The organism is Streptococcus sp. HMSC077D04, from assembly GCF_001808785.1.
Classification (GTDB): Bacteria; Bacillota; Bacilli; order Lactobacillales; family Streptococcaceae; genus Streptococcus; species Streptococcus mitis_BX.
The window spans coordinates 45,522-64,072 of sequence record NZ_KV794462.1 but is presented as its reverse complement, the minus strand read 5'-3'; the positions used below and the strand labels follow the sequence as shown (position 1 = coordinate 64,072).

The window sequence follows — 18,551 nt, the reverse complement described above, 5'->3', positions numbered from 1 at the left end:
AGAGAGGAAAGATGAGTACTTTAGCAAAAATAGAAGCGCTCTTGTTTGTAGCGGGTGAAGATGGGATTAGAGTCCGCCAGTTAGCCGAACTCCTCTCTCTGCCACCGACAGGCATCCAACAGAGTTTAGAAAAATTATCTCAGAAGTATGAAAAGGACCCAGATTCCAGTTTGGCCCTGATTGAGACAGGGGGCGCTTATAGATTGGTGACCAAGCCTCAGTTTTCAGAGATTTTGAAGGAATACTCTAAGGCGCCTATCAACCAGAGTTTATCACGGGCTGCCCTTGAGACCTTGTCCATCATTGCCTACAAACAGCCCATCACACGAATAGAGATTGATGCCATCCGTGGGGTCAACTCGAGTGGGGCTTTGGCGAAGTTGCAGGCCTTTGACTTGATACGAGAAGACGGGAAAAAAGAAGTGTTGGGACGCCCCAACCTCTATGTGACAACAGATTATTTCCTAGATTACATGGGAATTAACCATTTGGAAGAATTACCAGTGATTGATGAGCTTGAGATTCAAGCCCAAGAAAGCCAATTATTTGGTGAAAGGATAGAAGAAGATGAGAATCAATAAGTATATTGCCCACGCAGGTGTGGCCAGTAGGAGAAAAGCAGAAGAGCTGATTAAGCAAGGCTTGGTGACGGTTAACGGCCAGGTGGTACGTGAACTTGCAACCACTATCAAGTCAGGCGACAAGGTCGAAGTTGAAGGCCAACCAATCTACAACGAAGAAAAGGTCTACTATCTGCTTAATAAACCACGCGGTGTCATTTCCAGTGTAACAGATGACAAGGGCCGCAAGACGGTTGTCGATCTTTTGCCCAACGTGAAAGAGCGCATCTACCCTGTAGGTCGTTTGGACTGGGATACATCAGGAGTCTTGATTTTGACAAATGATGGGGATTTTACGGATGAGATGATTCACCCTCGTAATGAGATTGACAAGGTTTATGTCGCGCGTGTTAAAGGTGTGGCCAATAAGGATAATCTCCGTCCCTTGACCCGTGGACTTGAGATTGATGGCAAGAAAACCAAACCAGCTGTCTATGAGATTCTCAAAGTGGATCCAGTCAAAAACCGCTCTGTGGTGCAGTTGACTATCCATGAAGGGCGTAACCACCAGGTTAAAAAGATGTTTGAAGCTGTCGGTCTCCAAGTGGACAAGTTGTCACGGACTCGTTTCGGACATCTAGACTTGACAGGACTCCGTCCAGGAGAATCCCGTCGTCTTAACAAAAAAGAAATCAGCCAACTACATACCATGGCTGTAACCAAGAAATAATGAAACGAATTTTAATAGCGCCTGTGCGCTTTTACCAACGTTTTATCTCGCCAGCCTTTCCACCTTCTTGTCGCTTTGAGCCTACCTGTTCCAACTACATGATTCAGGCTATTGAAAAACATGGCTTCAAGGGTGTTTTGATGGGATTGGCGCGGATTTTACGTTGCCATCCCTGGTCGAAAACAGGCAAGGACCCCGTCCCAGACCATTTTTCACTCAAACGGAATCATAAATAAAACGAATTACAATGGTGATTCGTTTTTTCACAAGTAGTTTTATCTGGAATGATGATTCCCGCTATCCTTCTCCTATAAAAAGTGGTAAAATGGATGAAAGAAAGAAGGAACTGAAATGACAACATTATTTTCAAAAATCAAAGAAGTAACAGAACTTGCTGCGATCTCAGGTCATGAAGCGCCTGTCCGTGCTTATCTTCGTGAAAAATTGACACCGCATGTGGATGAAGTGGTGACAGATGGCTTGGGTGGTATTTTCGGGATTAAACATTCAGAAGCTGCAGATGCACCGCGCGTCTTGGTTGCTTCTCACATGGATGAAGTTGGTTTTATGGTCAGCGAAATCAAGCCAGATGGTACCTTCCGTGTGGTAGAAATCGGTGGATGGAATCCTATGGTGGTTAGTAGCCAACGTTTCAAACTCTTGACTCGTGATGGTCGTGAAATTCCTGTGATTTCAGGCTCTGTTCCTCCACATTTGACTCGTGGTAAGGGCGGCCCAACTATGCCAGCTATTGCAGATATCGTCTTTGATGGCGGTTTTGCGGATAAGTCTGAGGCAGAAAGTTTTGGCATCCGTCCTGGCGACACCATCGTACCAGATAGTTCTGCAATCTTGACGGCCAATGAGAAAAATATCATCTCAAAAGCTTGGGACAACCGCTACGGTGTTCTTATGGTGAGCGAGTTGGCGGAAGCTCTGTCAGGTCAAAAACTCGGAAATGAACTCTATCTTGGCTCTAACGTCCAAGAAGAGGTTGGTCTTCGTGGTGCTCATACTTCCACAACCAAGTTTGACCCAGAAGTCTTCCTAGCAGTTGATTGCTCACCTGCTGGTGATGTTTATGGCGGTCAAGGCAAGATTGGGGATGGAACCTTGATTCGTTTCTATGACCCAGGCCACTTGCTTCTCCCAGGGATGAAGGATTTCCTTTTGACAACGGCTGAAGAAGCTGGTATCAAGTACCAATACTATTGTGGTAAAGGCGGAACAGACGCTGGCGCAGCTCATCTGAAAAATGGCGGTGTCCCATCTACAACTATCGGTGTCTGCGCTCGTTATATCCACTCTCACCAAACCCTCTACGCTATGGATGACTTCCTAGAAGCGCAAGCTTTCTTGCAGGCCTTGGTGAAGAAATTAGATCGTTCAACAGTTGATTTGATTAAAAATTATTAAACTTAAGGAGGTGGTAGGGATGGTAGAACCAAACCTAGAAAGCCTTGTAAAAGATCTTTACAATCATGCTCGACATGATTTGAGTGAAGATTTAGTTGCTGCTCTCCTAGAGACTGCTAAAAAACTGCCTACTACAAATGAGCAATTGCTGGCAGTTCGTCTCTCAGGTCTGGTCAATCGTGAATTGCTCCTAAATCCCAAACATCCGGCACCTGAGTTGCTCAACTTGGCTCGCTTTATCAAAAGAGAAGAAGCCAAGTACAGGGGAACTGCAGCTTCTGCGCTTATGTATGGGGAGCTCTTTAAAATGCTTTGATTCCATTGTGAATCAAAGCATTTTTCTATATATTAGAAAAGCAATTCTTGGTTAGGAAAAGAAAAAAGCCATCCCATTTAGGATAGCTTCTTGGATCTTAGATTTGTTCAGCGATGACCTTTTCAGCAAGGTTCATGGCGTGGTCAGATACACGAGTATAGTGGGAAATGATGTCGATAAAGTTGACCCCAGCTTGTGTTGAACATTCGCCCTTGTTGAGGCGCTTGATGTGAGTCTTTCTGAGAACACGTTCCATATTGTTGATTTCTTTATGGCGTTCAATCAGACTTTGAGCTTTTTCGATATCATTGTTTTCCACACTATCAAGGGCATCCTTGATAAAGTCGGTGGTTTTTTGATAAATATCAGCTAGTTCTTCCAAAGCAGCTTCAGAAAACTCAACATTTTTACGTTGAAGATAGTCGGTCAGATTGATTAGGGCTTCTGCGTGGTCCCCAATCCGTTCCAAATCACGGGATGAATCAAGGATGTTGGTGAGCACTTCACTTTCTTTCTGGCTAAGGGCTTCACTTGAAAGAGTAATCAGGTAACGAGTCAATTTTTCATCAATGGTATTGATGGCTTCTTCTGTCTTGTGGCCTTTTTCAGCAACCTTTTCATTAAGGTCAATGATGTAGTTGTATGAAAGGTCAAAGGCTTTAGAAGCATAATTTCCCAAGTGAAGGAGTTCTTTCTTGGCATTTCCGAGAGCGATTGATGGAGCTTGTTTAATCAAATGCTCATCAAGATAAAGTGGCTCATACTTGACAACTTCATCTTCACCAGGGATGAGCTTGGTTACAAAGTAGGCCAAGGCTCCGATGAATGGAAATTGTACAATGGTGTTACTTACGTTAAAGGCACCGTGAGAGAAGGCGATGGTCATCTCAGGTGAGAGGTGAAGGAGTGCCTGGAAGTACTCAATCATAGATGTAAATGGACCTAATAAGATTAAGCAAAGGATAGTTCCTAATACGTTAAAGGTGACGTGGGTTGCAGCAACGCGTTTCGCAGAGATATTGGCTCCAGCTGCCGCGATGATAACTGTTAGGGTTGTCCCGATATTATCCCCGAAGAGAACAGGTAGAGAACCTTTAAGGTCAAGGAATCCACCTGCATAGAGACCTTGCAAAATCCCGATTGTCGCAGAAGAAGCTTGGATGAGGACGGTAATCACTGCACCGGCAAAAACTCCTAATACAGGATTTTGTCCCAAGGTTACCATATATTCCTTGAATTGTGGTAAATCTTTAAGAGGACTCATACCGGCACTGATGAGGTTGAGAGCATAGAAGATTCCCCCTACACCAAACAAGATACGCCCGATATTGTTTGCTGTTCTGTTTTTTGTAAAAAATAGGAACATGGTTCCAAGGAAAATCAGGGGTAAAGCATACTCACCAAGCTTGAAACCGATGATAAAGGAAGTAACGGTGGTTCCGATGTTGGCTCCCATGATAATTCCGATAGCCTGTCTAAGAGTGAGAAGACTAGCGCTGACCAGTCCAACCGTGATAACTGTAACCCCTGTACTTGACTGAATCAGGGCAGTCACGACAATCCCGACTAGAACACCTAAAAAGGGATTGCTAGTGTACTTGTCAATGTAAAAACGAAGGCGATCTCCAGCAGCTTGTTGCAAACCGTCTCCCATGGTCTTGATACTATATAAGAATAGTCCCAGACCACCTAAAAAGTGAAATAAAATTTCCTGCCAATTAATGGACATTTCTTTTTCCTCCGAAAAATAATAACGGAATTTCTCCTATTCTATTTTAAAGGATAAAAGTAAATCTAACAAGTGTTAAGCTAAGATTTTAGAAAGAAAATTCGTTAGAATGGACCTTGATTATATTAATTTTACCAATTTCTAACCTAGATATAGGTATTTCCTTTTATATATTGACATTTAAAAGAAATATTTTAAAATGAGGGAGGAATTATCTTGGTCCCTGTGATTGGGATAAAAAATTTATAAAGAAAGTTAAGCGCTTTCTTTTGCACAACAAAATCAATCTTTTAGGAGGAGAAAATGAAGAATCCATTTTTTGAAAGATGTTGTCGTTACAGTATTCGTAAGTTATCAGTAGGAGCCTGCTCGCTGATGATTGGTGCTGTTTTATTTGCTGGTCCAGCCTTGGCTGAAGAAACTGCAGTTCCTGAAAATAGCGGAGCCAATACAGAGCTTGTTTCAGGAGAGAGTGAGCATCCAACTAATGAAGTTGACAAGCAGCATGAAGGAGAACATGCTAGAGAAAATAAGCCAGAAAAGGCAGAAGGAGTAGCGACAGCATCTGAAACTGCTTCGCCAGCAAGCAATGAAGCTGCAACTACTGAAATCGCAGAGGCAGCTAGCGCAGCTAAACCAGAGGAAAAAGCAAGTGAGGTGGCTACAGAAACACCATCTGCAGAAGCAAAACCTAAGTCTGACAAGGAAATAGAATCAAAGTCTGAAGCAACTAGCCAAGGGGATGAGTCTAAGCCAGCAGCAGAAACTAATAAGACTGAAAAAGAAGTCCAGCCAGATGTCCCTAAAAATACAGAAAAAACATTAAAACCAAAGGAAATCAAATTTAACTCTTGGGAGGATTTGTTGAAATGGGAACCGGGTGCGCGTGAGGATGATCCCATCAATCGTTCTTCTGTTGAACTTGCTAAGCGCCATAGAGGCCAGTTGGTGAACGAAAAAGCAAGTAGAAGAGCCAAGGTTCAGGCGCTAGCAAATACCAACTCAAAGGCTAAAGACCACGCTTCTGTTGGTGGAGAAGAATTCAAGGCCTACGCCTTTGACTACTGGCAATACTTGGATTCAATGGTCTTCTGGGAAGGTCTCGTTCCAACTCCAGATGTCATTGATGCAGGACATCGTAACGGAGTTCCTGTATATGGTACACTCTTCTTCAACTGGTCTAATAGTATTGCAGATCAAGAGAAATTTGTTGCTGCTTTGAAACAAGATGAGGATGGAACCTTCCCTATTGCACGAAAACTTGTCGACCTTGCTAAGTACTATGGCTTTGATGGGTATTTTATCAACCAAGAAACAACGGGTGACTTAGTAACGCCACTTGGTGAAAAAATGCGTCAATTCATGCTCTATACAAAAGAATATGCGGCAAAAGTCAACCATCCAATCAAGTATGCTTGGTACGATGCCATGACCTATAAATATGGTCGTTACCACGAAGATGGTCTAGGTGATTACAACTACCAGTTCATGCAAAAAGAAGGTGACAAGGTCCCTGCGGATCAATTCTTTGCCAATTTCAACTGGAATAAGGAAAAGAATGACCACTCTGTAGAAATGGCAAAATGGCTGGAACGTAGCCAATATGATATCTTTGCAGGATTGGAATTGCAACAAGGTGGTTCTTATAAGACAAAAGTTAAATGGGATGCCCTCTTAGATGAAAAAGGCAAGTTACGTTTGTCACTTGGACTCTTTGCACCAGATACAATTACCAGTCTAGGAAAAACAGGTGAAGATTACCATAAAAACGAAGATATCTTCTTCACAGGTTACCAAGGAGATCCGACAGCTCAAAAACCAGCGGACAAAGAGTGGTATGGGATTGCTAATTTAGTTGCAGACCGCACACCAGCAGTAGGCCGGACCTTCACTACCTCCTTTAATACAGGCCATGGTAGAAAGTGGTTTGTAGACGGAAAGGTTTCTAAGGATTCTGAGTGGAACTACCGTTCTGTTTCAGGTGTCTTGCCAACATGGCGCTGGTGGCAGACTTCAACAGGGGAAAAACTTCGTGCAGAATATGATTTTACAGATGCCTACAATGGCGGAAATTCCCTTAAATTCTCAGGTAATGTAGCTGGTAAGACGGACCAGGATGTAAATTTGTATTCTACTAAGTTAGAAGTAACTGAGAAAACCAAACTTCGTGTTGCCCACAAGGGAGGAAAAGGCTCGAAAGTTTATATGGCCTTCTCTACAACTCCAGACTACAAATTCGATGATGCAGATGCATGGAAAGAGCTAACCCTTTCTGGCAACTGGACAAATGAAGAATTTGATCTCAGCTCACTAGCAGGTAAAACCATCTATGCAGTCAAACTCTTCTTCGAGCATGAAGGAGCTGTAAAAGATTATCAGTTTAACCTAGGTCAATTAACAATTTCAGACAATCACCAAGCACCACAAGCGCCTACAGGCCTTTCTGTGGTGAAACAATCTCTTAAAAATGCCCAAGAAGCTGAAGCAGTGGTCCAGTTTGCGGGTAATCAAGATGCGGATTTCTATGAAGTCTACGAAAAAGATGGGGATAACTGGCGTTTGTTGACAGGTTCATCTGCTTCAACCATCTACTTGCCAAAAGTTAGCCGCTCTGCTAATGCGACTGGTACGACGCAAGAATTGAAAGTCGTTGCAGTTGGTAAAAATGGCCTTCGTTCAGAAGCTGCGACGACATCCTTTAACTGGGGCATGACTGTTCAGGATACGACTCTCCCAAGACCTTTGGCTGAAAATATTGTTCCAGGGGCAACGGTTATCGGTAGCACTTTCCCGAATACCGAAGGTGGAGAAGGTATTGAAGGTATGTTGAACGGTACCATTACCAGTCTTTCAGACAAGTGGTCTTCAGGACAATTGAGCGGTAGTGTCGATATTCGTTTGACTCAACCACGTCGTGTTGTCAGATGGGTGATGGATCATGCGGGAGCTGGTGGTGAGTCTGTTAACGATGGTCTGATGAACACCAAAGACTTTGACCTTTATTATAAAGATGCGGATGGTCAATGGAAGTTGGCTAAGGAAGTCCGTGGCAATAAAGCGCACGTTACAGATATCACTCTTGACAAACCAATTACTGCCCAAGACTGGCGCTTGCATGTCATTACATCTGATAATGGAACACCTTGGAAGGCCATTCGTATCTACAACTGGAAGATGTACGAAGCCTTGGACACAGAAAGTCAAAATATTCCAATGGCTAAGGTAGCTGCCCGTTCACTTGGAAACCACCAAGTTCAACTAGGCTTCTCTGATGTTCCGGCAGGCGCAACCATCACCGTTTACGACAAGGCTGATTCACAAACACCAATTGCAACCTTGAAGACTGAAACTGGTGGTGACTTGGCAACAGCTCCATTGGGCTTTGATAAGCAACCAACTCTCCTCTACTATCGTACCCAACTACCTGGCAAAGAAATCAGTAACACCTTGGCTGTAGCGATTCCACAGGATGAGAGAAAAATTGCTGCAGTTAGCCTTGAAAAAGGACCTAAAAAGACAGTTTATAAAGAAGGAGAAAAACTGGACCTCAGAGGCGGAACACTCCGTGTTCAATACGAAGGGGGACAAGTCGACGAGCTGATTAACCTTACTCACTCAGGTGTGACGGTATCTGGATACGACGCTCATCAAAAAGGGGAACAAAACCTAACACTGCAATACCTTGGTTTACCAGTGTCAGGTGATCTGAAAGTCCAAGTGACAGGACAGGATGAAGGAAAACCAAAAGAAGTAGCGGGCTTGTATATTACTAAGAAACCAAAAACAGACTATCTAGTAGGGGATCAACTGGAACACTCTGAAGGTCGCTTTGGTGTTCTCTATGATGACGAGACAGAAGAGACTCACAGCTTTACTGATGAAGGTGTTGAAATCACGGGATACGATGCTCAGAAGACTGGACGCCAGACCTTGACCCTGCATTACAAGGGGCACACAGCTGAGTTTGATGTCTTGGTTTCTCCAAAGGCTGCAGTTAATGATGAATACCTTAAACAAGAAATCACTGCTGCCCAAGGCCGTCAGTCAACCCTTGCCTATACCTTCTCAAGTGAGGACAAACAAGCTGTACTAGTAGAGAAACTCAATGCAGCTAAAGCTGTTGCAGAAAACCATGATGCCAGTCAAGAAGAAGTCAACAAAGCCTTGAATGAATTGAAACAAGCTGGAGCGGACTTGGATGGAAATCAACGTTATCAAACTGCTAGAGAAGAATTGGAAGGCTTGCTCGAATCCGTCCGTGAAAAAGATCCTAAAGCTGAGTTGATTGAACAAGCAGAAACTTTGTTGGCTTCAGAGATGCCAACTCCACGAGCTTTTGCTGACATGAAAGAAAAGCTGAATAAGAAACTAGCTCCTGCAGAAGAAAGTCATCATGTTGGTAGCATGGATCCAAGTGAAGTAGCCCCGACAGTTGAGGTCCTCCCTGAACTAGTTGTTGAAACTGAAACAACAGCCTATGAACGTCAAGAGCGACCAAGTGCGAACCTTCTTAAAGGTCAACGTCAACTTGTCCAAAAAGGAGAAGAAGGGCAAATTCGTCGTCTAGTAGAAGTAGATAGTCAAGGCAATCGTACGCTTCGCGCTACAGAAGTTTTGAAAGAAGCAACCCCTGAAATCGTAGAAGTTGGAACCAAAGTCTTTTCAAGTAATCAACCAGCAGAAGGAGTTAAAGATTTAGTTCTAGAAACTCCGAAACTAGAAATTGAAGAGGATACAGTGGCCTTCAAACACCAAGAACGTCCAAATCCAAATCTCCTAGTCGGTCAACGTCAACTTGTCCAAGCAGGAGTTGAGGGGCAAATTCGTCGCTTTGTAGAATTAGATGCCCAAGGCAATCGTATCATTCGTACAACAGAAGTTCTCAAGGAAGCTGTTCCAGAGATTACCGAAGTAGGTACAAAAGTTCTATCAAGCAATCAACCAGCTGAGGGAGTAAAAGACCTAGTTTTAGAAATTCCGAAACTAGAAATTGAAGAGGATACAGTTGCTTTCGAACGTCAAGAACGCCCAAGTGCAAGCCTTCTTAAAGGACAACACCAGCTAGTTCAATCAGGTGTGAAAGGACAAGTTCGTCGCTTTGTAGAAGTCGATGCCCAAGGCAATCGTACTCTTCGTACAACAGAAGTTCTCAAGGAAGCTCTTCCGGAAATTGTTGAAGTTGGAACGAAAGAAGAGCAAGACTCTCAAAAAACAGGTCAAGCTCTTTTAGCAACACCGACAAATGAAAAAGTAGGTAAAGAACTTCCAAATACTGGAGTAACAAGAGATGCTAGTCTAGTAGCACTAGGACTCCTCGGAGTGATGAGTGGCTATGGCCTACTTGCTGGAAAGAAGAGAGAAAACGAATCGATTTAGGATTCTTGCATTTCCTCATAACAACTAAAAACAAGGTTTGGATGCAGATTAGTCAAACCTCGTTTTAACTAGTAAAAATCAGTGGAAGAATGAGATGGATTAACTAGTTTTTCTTGTATTACTTAGTGATTTGGAAAAGTTTTTCTAGTTTTGATTTTTAGAAATGCTAGTTTTCGTTGCAAGAAAGTACTGGAAAAGTTTAGGGTTTTTCTATCTCTTTTGCTGATTTTGTGATATAATTAACACGTATAAAAAAAGAAGGAGTCATATCTAATGGCAAAATTGACTGTTAAAGACGTTGAATTGAAAGGGAAAAAAGTTCTCGTTCGTGTTGACTTCAACGTACCTGTAAAAGATGGCGTGATTACCAACGACAACCGTATCACTGCAGCTCTTCCAACTATCAAGTACATCCTTGAACAAGGTGGACGTGCTATCCTCTTCTCTCACCTTGGCCGTGTAAAAGAAGAAGCAGACAAAGCTGGTAAATCACTTGCTCCTGTAGCTGCTGACTTGGCAGCTAAATTGGGTCAAGACGTTGCTTTCCTTCCAGGTGTCACTCGTGGTGCTGAATTGGAAGCAGCGATTAACGCTCTTGAAGATGGACAAGTTCTCTTGGTTGAAAACACTCGTTACGAAGATGTTGATGGCAAGAAAGAATCTAAAAACGATCCTGAACTTGGTAAATACTGGGCATCACTTGGAGATGGTATCTTCGTAAACGATGCATTCGGTACAGCTCACCGTGCACACGCATCTAACGTTGGTATCTCAGCAAACGTTGAAAAAGCAGTTGCTGGATTCCTTCTTGAAAACGAAATTGCCTACATCCAAGAAGCAGTTGAAGCTCCAGAACGTCCATTCGTGGCTATCCTTGGTGGTTCAAAAGTTTCAGACAAGATCGGTGTTATCGAAAACTTGCTTGAAAAAGCTGATAAAGTCCTTATCGGTGGTGGTATGACTTACACATTCTACAAAGCACAAGGTATCGAAATCGGTAACTCACTTGTAGAAGAAGACAAATTGGATGTTGCGAAAGCTCTTCTTGAAAAAGCAAACGGTAAATTGATCTTGCCAGTTGACTCAAAAGAAGCTAACGCATTTGCTGGCTACACTGAAGTGCGTGACACTGAAGGTGAAGCAGTTTCTGAAGGCTTCCTTGGTCTTGACATCGGTCCAAAATCTATTGCTAAATTTGACGAAGCTTTGACTGGTGCCAAAACAGTTGTATGGAACGGACCTATGGGTGTATTTGAAAACCCTGACTTCCAAGCTGGAACAATCGGTGTGATGGACGCTATCGTGAAACAACCAGGCGTTAAATCAATCATCGGTGGTGGTGACTCAGCTGCCGCAGCGATTAACCTTGGCCGTGCAGACAAATTCTCATGGATTAGTACGGGCGGAGGTGCTTCAATGGAACTTCTCGAAGGTAAAGTATTGCCAGGTTTGGCTGCACTTACAGAAAAATAATTTCAGCCCGTTAGTCTCTACAAAATCCTGATTTTGTAGAAAAAGGAACAAAACTGAAACGTTAACAAAAAGGTGGCTATGTCACCTTTTTGTGTTAGTGTAGGTATTTGTGACGCGGTGGTGGTGCTTCAATGGAACTTCTTGAAGGTAAAGTTCTTCCAGGACTTGCAGCTTTGACAGAAAAATAAGATTTTATAAATAAATCAAAGAAGAGAGGGATGAAAGTTCCTCTTTTCTTTTGCTTAAAATAAAAACGCTTCCTCTCAACTATTGCTCATAAAATCAGCCAATTTATGATAAAATGGAAATAGAAAGTTGAGATTATGAGTTATTTTAAAAAATATAAATTCGATAAATCCCAGTTCAAACTTGGTATGCGAACCTTTAAAACAGGTATTGCTGTTTTTCTAGTTCTCTTGATTTTTGGCTTTTTTGGCTGGAAAGGTCTTCAAATCGGTGCTTTGACAGCTGTTTTTAGCCTGAGGGAGAGTTTTGATAAGAGTGTCCATTTTGGGACTTCGCGTATTCTAGGAAATAGTATCGGTGGCCTCTATGCCCTGGTCTTCTTCCTATTAAATACCTTTTTCCACGAAGCCTTTTGGGTGACCTTGGTTGTTGTTCCAATCTGCACCATGTTAACCATTATGACAAATGTAGCCATGAATAACAAAGCAGGGGTTATTGGTGGTGTAGCAGCTATGTTAATCATTACCCTATCGATTCCGAGTGGTGAAACGATTTTGTACGTGTTTGCGCGTGTATCAGAAACTTTCATGGGAGTTTTTGTCGCAATTCTCGTAAATTACGATATTGATCGTATTCGTCTCTTTTTAGAGAAAAAAGAAAAATAATGTTACATTTTATAACATTATCAATTGACGTTTGTCTTTTTTTAGACTATAATAGACAGAAAGAAGGAAATTGTAAATGAAGGAAAAAGAATTTCGCCGAAATATGGCTGTTTTTCCTATCGGCAGTGTTATGAAGTTGACCGATCTATCGGCGCGTCAGATTCGTTATTATGAAGATCAAGAGTTGATCAAACCTGATCGAAACGAAGGAAACCGTCGCATGTATTCCTTGAATGACATGGATCGTCTGCTTGAAATCAAAGATTATATCTCTGAAGGTTATAATATCGCTGCCATTAAGAAAAAATATGCTGAACGTGAAGCGAAATCCAAGAAAGCGGTGAGTCAGACTGAGGTGCGTCGTGCACTTCACAATGAACTCCTTCAACAGGGTCGCTTTGCTTCAGTACGGTCACCTTTTGGTCGCGGTTAGCCAACCGCAAGTAGTCATACATTAAGGAGAAAACTCATGCCAATCACAGCTGCAGATATTCGTCGTGAAGTCAAGGAAAAAAATGTTACCTTTATCCGTCTCATGTTCTCAGATATTTTGGGAACCATGAAAAACGTCGAAATTCCTGCTACAGATGAACAGTTAGATAAAGTCTTGTCAAACAAGGCTATGTTTGATGGATCTTCTATTGAAGGTTTTGTACGTATCAATGAGTCAGATATGTACTTGTACCCAGACTTGGATACATGGACAGTCTTCCCTTGGGGAGATGAAAATGGAAGTGTTGCAGGTTTGATCTGTGATGTCTACACAACAGAAGGTGAACCATTTGCAGGTGACCCTCGTGGCAATTTGAAGCGTGCTCTTCATCACATGGAAGAAGTAGGATTCAAGTCCTTCAACCTTGGGCCAGAGCCAGAATTCTTCCTATTTAAGTTGGATGAAAATGGAGACCCAACACTTGAAGTGAATGACAAGGGTGGCTACTTTGATTTGGCGCCTACTGACCTTGCGGACAACACACGTCGTGAGATTGTCAATGTCTTGACCAAAATGGGATTTGAAGTAGAAGCCAGTCACCACGAGGTTGCGGTTGGTCAACACGAGATTGACTTTAAGTACGATGAAGTTCTCCGTGCTTGTGATAAGATTCAAATCTTTAAACTCGTTGTTAAAACCATTGCTCGCAAACATGGCCTTTACGCAACCTTTATGGCCAAACCAAAATTTGGTATTGCCGGATCAGGTATGCACTGTAATATGTCCTTGTTTGATGCAGAAGGAAACAATGCCTTCTTTGATCCAAATGATCCAAAAGGAATGCAGTTGTCAGAAACGGCCTACCATTTCCTCGGTGGTTTGATTAAGCATGCCTATAACTATACTGCCATCATGAACCCAACAGTTAACTCATACAAACGTTTGGTTCCAGGTTATGAAGCGCCTGTTTACATTGCTTGGGCTGGTCGTAACCGTTCGCCGCTTGTGCGCGTGCCTGCTTCACGCGGTATGGGAACTCGTCTTGAGTTGCGTTCAGTGGATCCAATGGCAAACCCATACATCGCTATGGCTGTTCTTTTGGAGGTTGGTTTGCATGGTATTGAAAATAAAATTGAAGCACCAGCTCCTATCGAAGAAAATATCTACATCATGACAGCAGAAGAGCGCAAGGAAGCTGGTATTACAGACCTTCCATCAACCCTTCACAACGCTTTGAAAGCTCTGACTGAAGATGAGGTTGTCAGAGCGGCTCTCGGAGAACATATCTATACTAGTTTCCTTGAAGCCAAACGAATCGAATGGGCAAGCTATGCAACCTTTGTTTCACAATGGGAAATTGATAACTATTTAGACCTTTACTAATACTAATATAGAAGAAAGATTGCCTGAGGGCGGTCTTTTTTCTAGGTCTTTAGACTGATTTTTAGCACTCTTGATAAAAGAGTGCTAATTTTTTGAGTTTTTATCTTGACATTCTCTTTTAAGGGTGTATAATAGAATCATAAGTTAGCACTTGAGTGTATTGAGTGCTAATCGATCAGACAGAGAGGAGTGATGAGATGGTTACAGAGCGTCAGCAGGATATTTTAAATCTGATTATTGACATCTTTACCAAAACGCACGAACCTGTCGGATCCAAAGCTTTGCAAGAGTCTATTAACTCTAGCAGTGCAACCATTCGTAATGACATGGCGGCTCTAGAAAAGCAAGGTTTGCTTGAGAAGGCTCATACTTCAAGTGGTCGGATGCCAAGTGTTGCTGGCTTTCAGTACTATGTGAAACACTCACTGGATTTTGACCGACTGGCTGAAAATGAGGTTTATGAGATTGTTAAAGCCTTTGATCAGGAATTCTTCAAGCTGGAGGATATTCTGCAAGAAGCTGCTAATCTACTGACGGACCTGAGTGGCTGTACGGTAGTGGCACTGGATGTTGAGCCGAGCAGGCAACGTCTGACAGCCTTTGATATCGTTGTTTTGGGGCAACATACAGCCTTGGCAGTATTCACCCTAGACGAGTCACGAACGGTGACTAGTCAGTTTCTGATTCCAAGGAACTTTTTGCAGGAGGATTTGCTGAAACTGAAGAGCATCATTCAGGAACGTTTCCTCGGTCACACCGTTCTGGATATTCACTACAAGATTCGGACAGAGATTCCGCAGATTATCCAGCGTTACTTTACAACAACGGACAATGTTATCGATCTCTTTGAACACATTTTTAAGGAAATGTTCAACGAAAACATTGTGGTGGCGGGCAAGGTTAATCTCTTGAATTTTGCCAATCTGGCAGCTTATCAGTTCTTTGATCAACCGCAAAAGGTAGCTCTGGAGATTCGTGAGGGGTTGCGTGAAGATCAGATGCAAAACGTCCGTGTTGCAGACAGTCAAGAGTCCTGTCTAGCTGACCTAGCGGTGATTAGTAGCAAGTTCCTCATTCCTTATCGGGGAGTTGGAATTCTAGCCATTATCGGTCCAGTCAATCTGGATTACCAACAGCTAATCAACCAAGTCAATGTGGTCAACCGTGTTTTGACCATGAAGTTGACAGATTTTTACCGCTACCTCAGCAGTAATCATTACGAAGTACATTAAGATTGAAATCATTAAAGGAGGCGAAAATGGCCCAAGATATAAAAAATGAAGAAGTAGAAGAAGTCCAAGAAGAGGAAGTTGTGGAAACGGTAGAAGAAACAACTCCTGAGAAGTCTGAATTGGACTTGGCAAAGGAACGTGCGGATGAGTTCGAAAATAAATACCTTCGTGCTCATGCAGAAATGCAAAATATCCAACGCCGTGCCAATGAAGAGCGTCAAAACTTGCAACGTTATCGTAGCCAGGACTTGGCAAAAGCAATTCTCCCTTCTTTGGATAACCTAGAGCGTGCACTCGCAGTTGAAGGTTTGACAGATGATGTGAAGAAGGGCTTGGAGATGGTGCAAGAAAGCTTGATTCACGCTTTGAAGGAAGAGGGAATCGAAGAAATCGCAGCTGACGGTGAATTTGACCATAACTACCATATGGCCATCCAAACTCTCCCAGCAGATGATGAACACCCAGCAGATACCATCGCCCAAGTTTTCCAAAAAGGCTACAAACTCCATGACCGCATCCTACGCCCTGCAATGGTAGTGGTGTACAATTAAGATACAAAGCCCGTAAAAAGCTCACAGTAAAAATAGGAGATTGACGAAGTGTTCGATGAACACAAGGTAATCTATCTTTTTTACCCAGAGCTTAGGGCGTGTTCGATTAGGCAATTCTTACGGTTGCTGAAACAACTTCTCGTGTCGCAATTTACATAATAGAAAACTTGTCCGAAACGACAATAAACTATGAAAGAAAGATAAAAAAGTAGTTCAGCTTTGCAATAGTGAGCGAAGCGAACCAAAGACGATACTCTTCGCCATGGCGTTATTTGCGCAAACTTTGAGACCTTAGGCTCAAAGTTTAGTCAAAGAGATTGACGAAGTCAAGCTCTGACGGCGCCGCCATTTAAGAAGAGTATCAAAAAGAAAAATAGAATATAAAATTTAAGGAGAAAAACACATGTCTAAAATTATCGGTATTGACTTAGGTACAACAAACTCAGCAGTAGCAGTTCTTGAAGGAACTGAATCAAAAATCATCGCAAACCCAGAAGGAAACCGCACAACTCCATCTGTAGTCTCATTCAAAAACGGCGAAATCATTGTTGGTGATGCTGCAAAACGTCAAGCAGTTACAAATCCAGATACAGTTATCTCTATCAAATCTAAGATGGGAACTTCTGAAAAAGTTTCTGCAAATGGAAAAGAATACACTCCACAAGAAATCTCAGCTATGATTCTTCAATACTTGAAAGGTTATGCTGAAGACTACCTTGGCGAAAAAGTTACTAAAGCAGTTATCACAGTTCCAGCTTACTTCAACGATGCTCAACGTCAAGCAACAAAAGATGCTGGTAAAATCGCTGGTCTTGAAGTAGAACGTATCGTCAACGAACCAACTGCAGCCGCTCTTGCTTACGGTTTGGACAAGACTGACAAAGAAGAAAAAATCTTGGTATTTGACCTTGGTGGTGGTACATTCGACGTATCTATCCTTGAATTGGGTGACGGTGTCTTCGACGTATTGTCAACTGCAGGGGACAACAAACTTGGTGGTGACGACTTTGACCAAAAAATTATCGACCACTTGGTAGCAGAATTCAAGAAAGAAAACGGTATTGACTTGTCTACTGACAAGATGGCAATGCAACGTTTGAAAGACGCAGCTGAAAAAGCGAAGAAAGACCTTTCTGGTGTGACTTCAACTCAAATCAGCTTGCCGTTTATCACTGCTGGTGAGGCTGGACCTCTTCACTTGGAAATGACTTTAACTCGTGCGAAATTTGACGATTTGACTCGTGACCTTGTAGAACGTACAAAAGTTCCAGTTCGTCAAGCCCTTTCAGATGCAGGTTTGAGCTTGTCAGAAATCGATGAAGTTATCCTTGTTGGTGGTTCAACTCGTATCCCAGCCGTTGTCGAAGCTGTTAAAGCTGAAACTGGTAAAGAACCAAACAAATCAGTAAACCCTGACGAAGTAGTTGCTATGGGTGCTGCCATCCAAGGTGGTGTGATTACTGGTGATGTCAAAGATGTTGTCCTTCTTGACGTAACACCATTGTCACTTGGTATCGAAACAATGGGTGGTGTCTTCACAAAACTCATCGACCGCAACACAACAATTCCAACATCTAAATCACAAGTCTTCTCAACTGCGGCAGACAACCAACCAGCCGTTGATATCCATGTTCTTCAAGGTGAACGCCCAATGGCAGCAGATAACAAGACTCTTGGACGTTTCCAATTGACAGATATCCCAGCTGCACCTCGTGGAATTCCTCAAATCGAAGTCACATTTGACATTGACAAGAACGGTATCGTATCTGTTAAGGCCAAAGACCTTGGAACTCAAAAAGAACAAACTATTGTGATCCAATCTAACTCAGGTTTGACTGACGAAGAAATTGACCGTATGATGAAAGATGCAGAAGCTAATGCTGAAGCAGATAAGAAACGTAAAGAAGAAGTTGACCTTCGTAACGAAGTAGACCAAGCAATCTTTGCGACTGAAAAGACAATCAAGGAAACTGAAGGAAAAGGTTTTGACGCAGAACGTGACGCTGCCCAAGCTGCCCTTGATGATCTTAAGAAAGCTCAAGAAGACAACAACTTGGACGAAATGAAAGCAAAACTTGAAGCATTGAATGAAAAAGCTCAAGGACTTGCTGTTAAACTCTACGAACAAGCTGCAGCAGCCCAACAAGCTCAAGCAGGAGCAGAAGGCGCACAAGCAACCGGAAACGCAGGCGATGACGTCGTAGATGGAGAGTTTACTGAAAAATAAGATGCAAAGCCCGTTAAAACCTCACAGTGAAAATAGGAAATCTTACGTAGAAACTTTAGTTTCTAGAAAGATTTATCTTTTTCACCAAGAGGTTAGGGCGTGCTCAATTTAGCATTACTAGTTTGATTTTTAAAACTCGAGCGTCGTAATGATAAGAAGAAATCCAGAGGTTGCAACCCAGCCTCTGTTTTTCGATAAAGAGGGACGAAGTCTCATTTGTTTGGGTTTTGTCTCATCAATATAAAAGAAAGGAATTGAACCCGGACTAAATCGA

The 18,551-nt window shown here is 42.5% G+C and carries 14 protein-coding genes; 13 read left to right on the top strand and 1 reads right to left on the bottom strand.

What is annotated here, in order from left to right:
• The first annotated feature begins 11 nt into the window (after window positions 1–11).
• The 5 genes from scpB to HMPREF2701_RS00675 all read left to right on the top strand — a co-directional run bounded on the left by scpB (window position 12) and on the right by HMPREF2701_RS00675 (window position 3,022).
• Entirely contained in the window at window positions 12–581 is a 570-nt protein-coding gene (gene scpB / locus HMPREF2701_RS00695; protein WP_061590224.1) for an SMC-Scp complex subunit ScpB, read from the top strand.
• Window positions 568–1,290, top strand: coding sequence for a pseudouridine synthase (locus HMPREF2701_RS00690; RefSeq protein ID WP_001222228.1), 723 nt, complete (start codon window positions 568–570; stop codon window positions 1,288–1,290). Before scpB ends, HMPREF2701_RS00690 begins: the two co-directional genes overlap by 14 nt.
• Entirely contained in the window at window positions 1,290–1,526 is a 237-nt protein-coding gene (gene yidD / locus HMPREF2701_RS00685; protein WP_049510486.1) for a membrane protein insertion efficiency factor YidD, read from the top strand. Before HMPREF2701_RS00690 ends, yidD begins: the two co-directional genes overlap by 1 nt.
• A gap of 115 nt (window positions 1,527–1,641) precedes the next feature.
• Window positions 1,642–2,706 (top strand): glutamyl aminopeptidase, encoded by a 1,065-nt coding sequence (gene pepA / locus HMPREF2701_RS00680; RefSeq protein ID WP_061590223.1) that lies wholly within the window; start codon window positions 1,642–1,644, stop codon window positions 2,704–2,706.
• 19 nt (window positions 2,707–2,725) lie between these two features.
• On the top strand, window positions 2,726–3,022 hold the full coding sequence (locus tag HMPREF2701_RS00675; RefSeq protein ID WP_004260989.1) for a bacteriocin immunity family protein: 297 nt from the start codon (window positions 2,726–2,728) through the stop codon (window positions 3,020–3,022).
• Window positions 3,023–3,119: 97 nt separating this feature from the next.
• Here HMPREF2701_RS00675 and HMPREF2701_RS00670 read toward each other — a convergent pair whose 3' ends face one another.
• Entirely contained in the window at window positions 3,120–4,751 is a 1,632-nt protein-coding gene (locus HMPREF2701_RS00670) for a Na/Pi cotransporter family protein (protein ID WP_070481805.1), read from the bottom strand.
• A 303-nt stretch (window positions 4,752–5,054) separates the two neighbouring features.
• Between HMPREF2701_RS00670 and HMPREF2701_RS00665 the strand changes: the two genes are divergently transcribed.
• The 8 genes from HMPREF2701_RS00665 to dnaK all read left to right on the top strand — a co-directional run bounded on the left by HMPREF2701_RS00665 (window position 5,055) and on the right by dnaK (window position 18,277).
• Window positions 5,055–10,127 carry an endo-beta-N-acetylglucosaminidase gene (locus HMPREF2701_RS00665; RefSeq protein ID WP_070481803.1) on the top strand — a complete coding sequence of 1,691 codons (5,073 nt, stop codon included), beginning with the start codon at window positions 5,055–5,057 and terminating at the stop codon, window positions 10,125–10,127.
• A 273-nt stretch (window positions 10,128–10,400) separates the two neighbouring features.
• Window positions 10,401–11,600 (top strand): phosphoglycerate kinase, encoded by a 1,200-nt coding sequence (locus HMPREF2701_RS00660; protein ID WP_042750167.1) that lies wholly within the window; start codon window positions 10,401–10,403, stop codon window positions 11,598–11,600.
• A 323-nt stretch (window positions 11,601–11,923) separates the two neighbouring features.
• Window positions 11,924–12,451, top strand: coding sequence for an FUSC family protein (locus tag HMPREF2701_RS00655; RefSeq protein ID WP_000119915.1), 528 nt, complete (start codon window positions 11,924–11,926; stop codon window positions 12,449–12,451).
• Window positions 12,452–12,527: 76 nt separating this feature from the next.
• Window positions 12,528–12,884, top strand: a complete 357-nt coding sequence (glnR, locus tag HMPREF2701_RS00650) for a transcriptional repressor GlnR (protein ID WP_000659548.1) — start codon at window positions 12,528–12,530, stop codon at window positions 12,882–12,884.
• Between the two features lie 36 nt (window positions 12,885–12,920).
• Complete coding sequence (glnA, locus tag HMPREF2701_RS00645; protein ID WP_033676218.1) at window positions 12,921–14,267, top strand: type I glutamate--ammonia ligase; 1,347 nt, start codon at window positions 12,921–12,923, stop codon at window positions 14,265–14,267.
• 197 nt (window positions 14,268–14,464) lie between these two features.
• On the top strand, window positions 14,465–15,499 hold the full coding sequence (gene hrcA / locus HMPREF2701_RS00640) for a heat-inducible transcriptional repressor HrcA (protein ID WP_000255759.1): 1,035 nt from the start codon (window positions 14,465–14,467) through the stop codon (window positions 15,497–15,499).
• Between the two features lie 26 nt (window positions 15,500–15,525).
• A complete protein-coding gene (gene grpE, locus HMPREF2701_RS00635; protein WP_049488004.1) occupies window positions 15,526–16,050 on the top strand; it encodes a nucleotide exchange factor GrpE in 525 nt (174 codons plus the stop codon).
• A gap of 403 nt (window positions 16,051–16,453) precedes the next feature.
• Window positions 16,454–18,277 (top strand): molecular chaperone DnaK, encoded by a 1,824-nt coding sequence (gene dnaK, locus HMPREF2701_RS00630; RefSeq protein WP_000034667.1) that lies wholly within the window; start codon window positions 16,454–16,456, stop codon window positions 18,275–18,277.
• Window positions 18,278–18,551 lie beyond the last annotated feature (274 nt).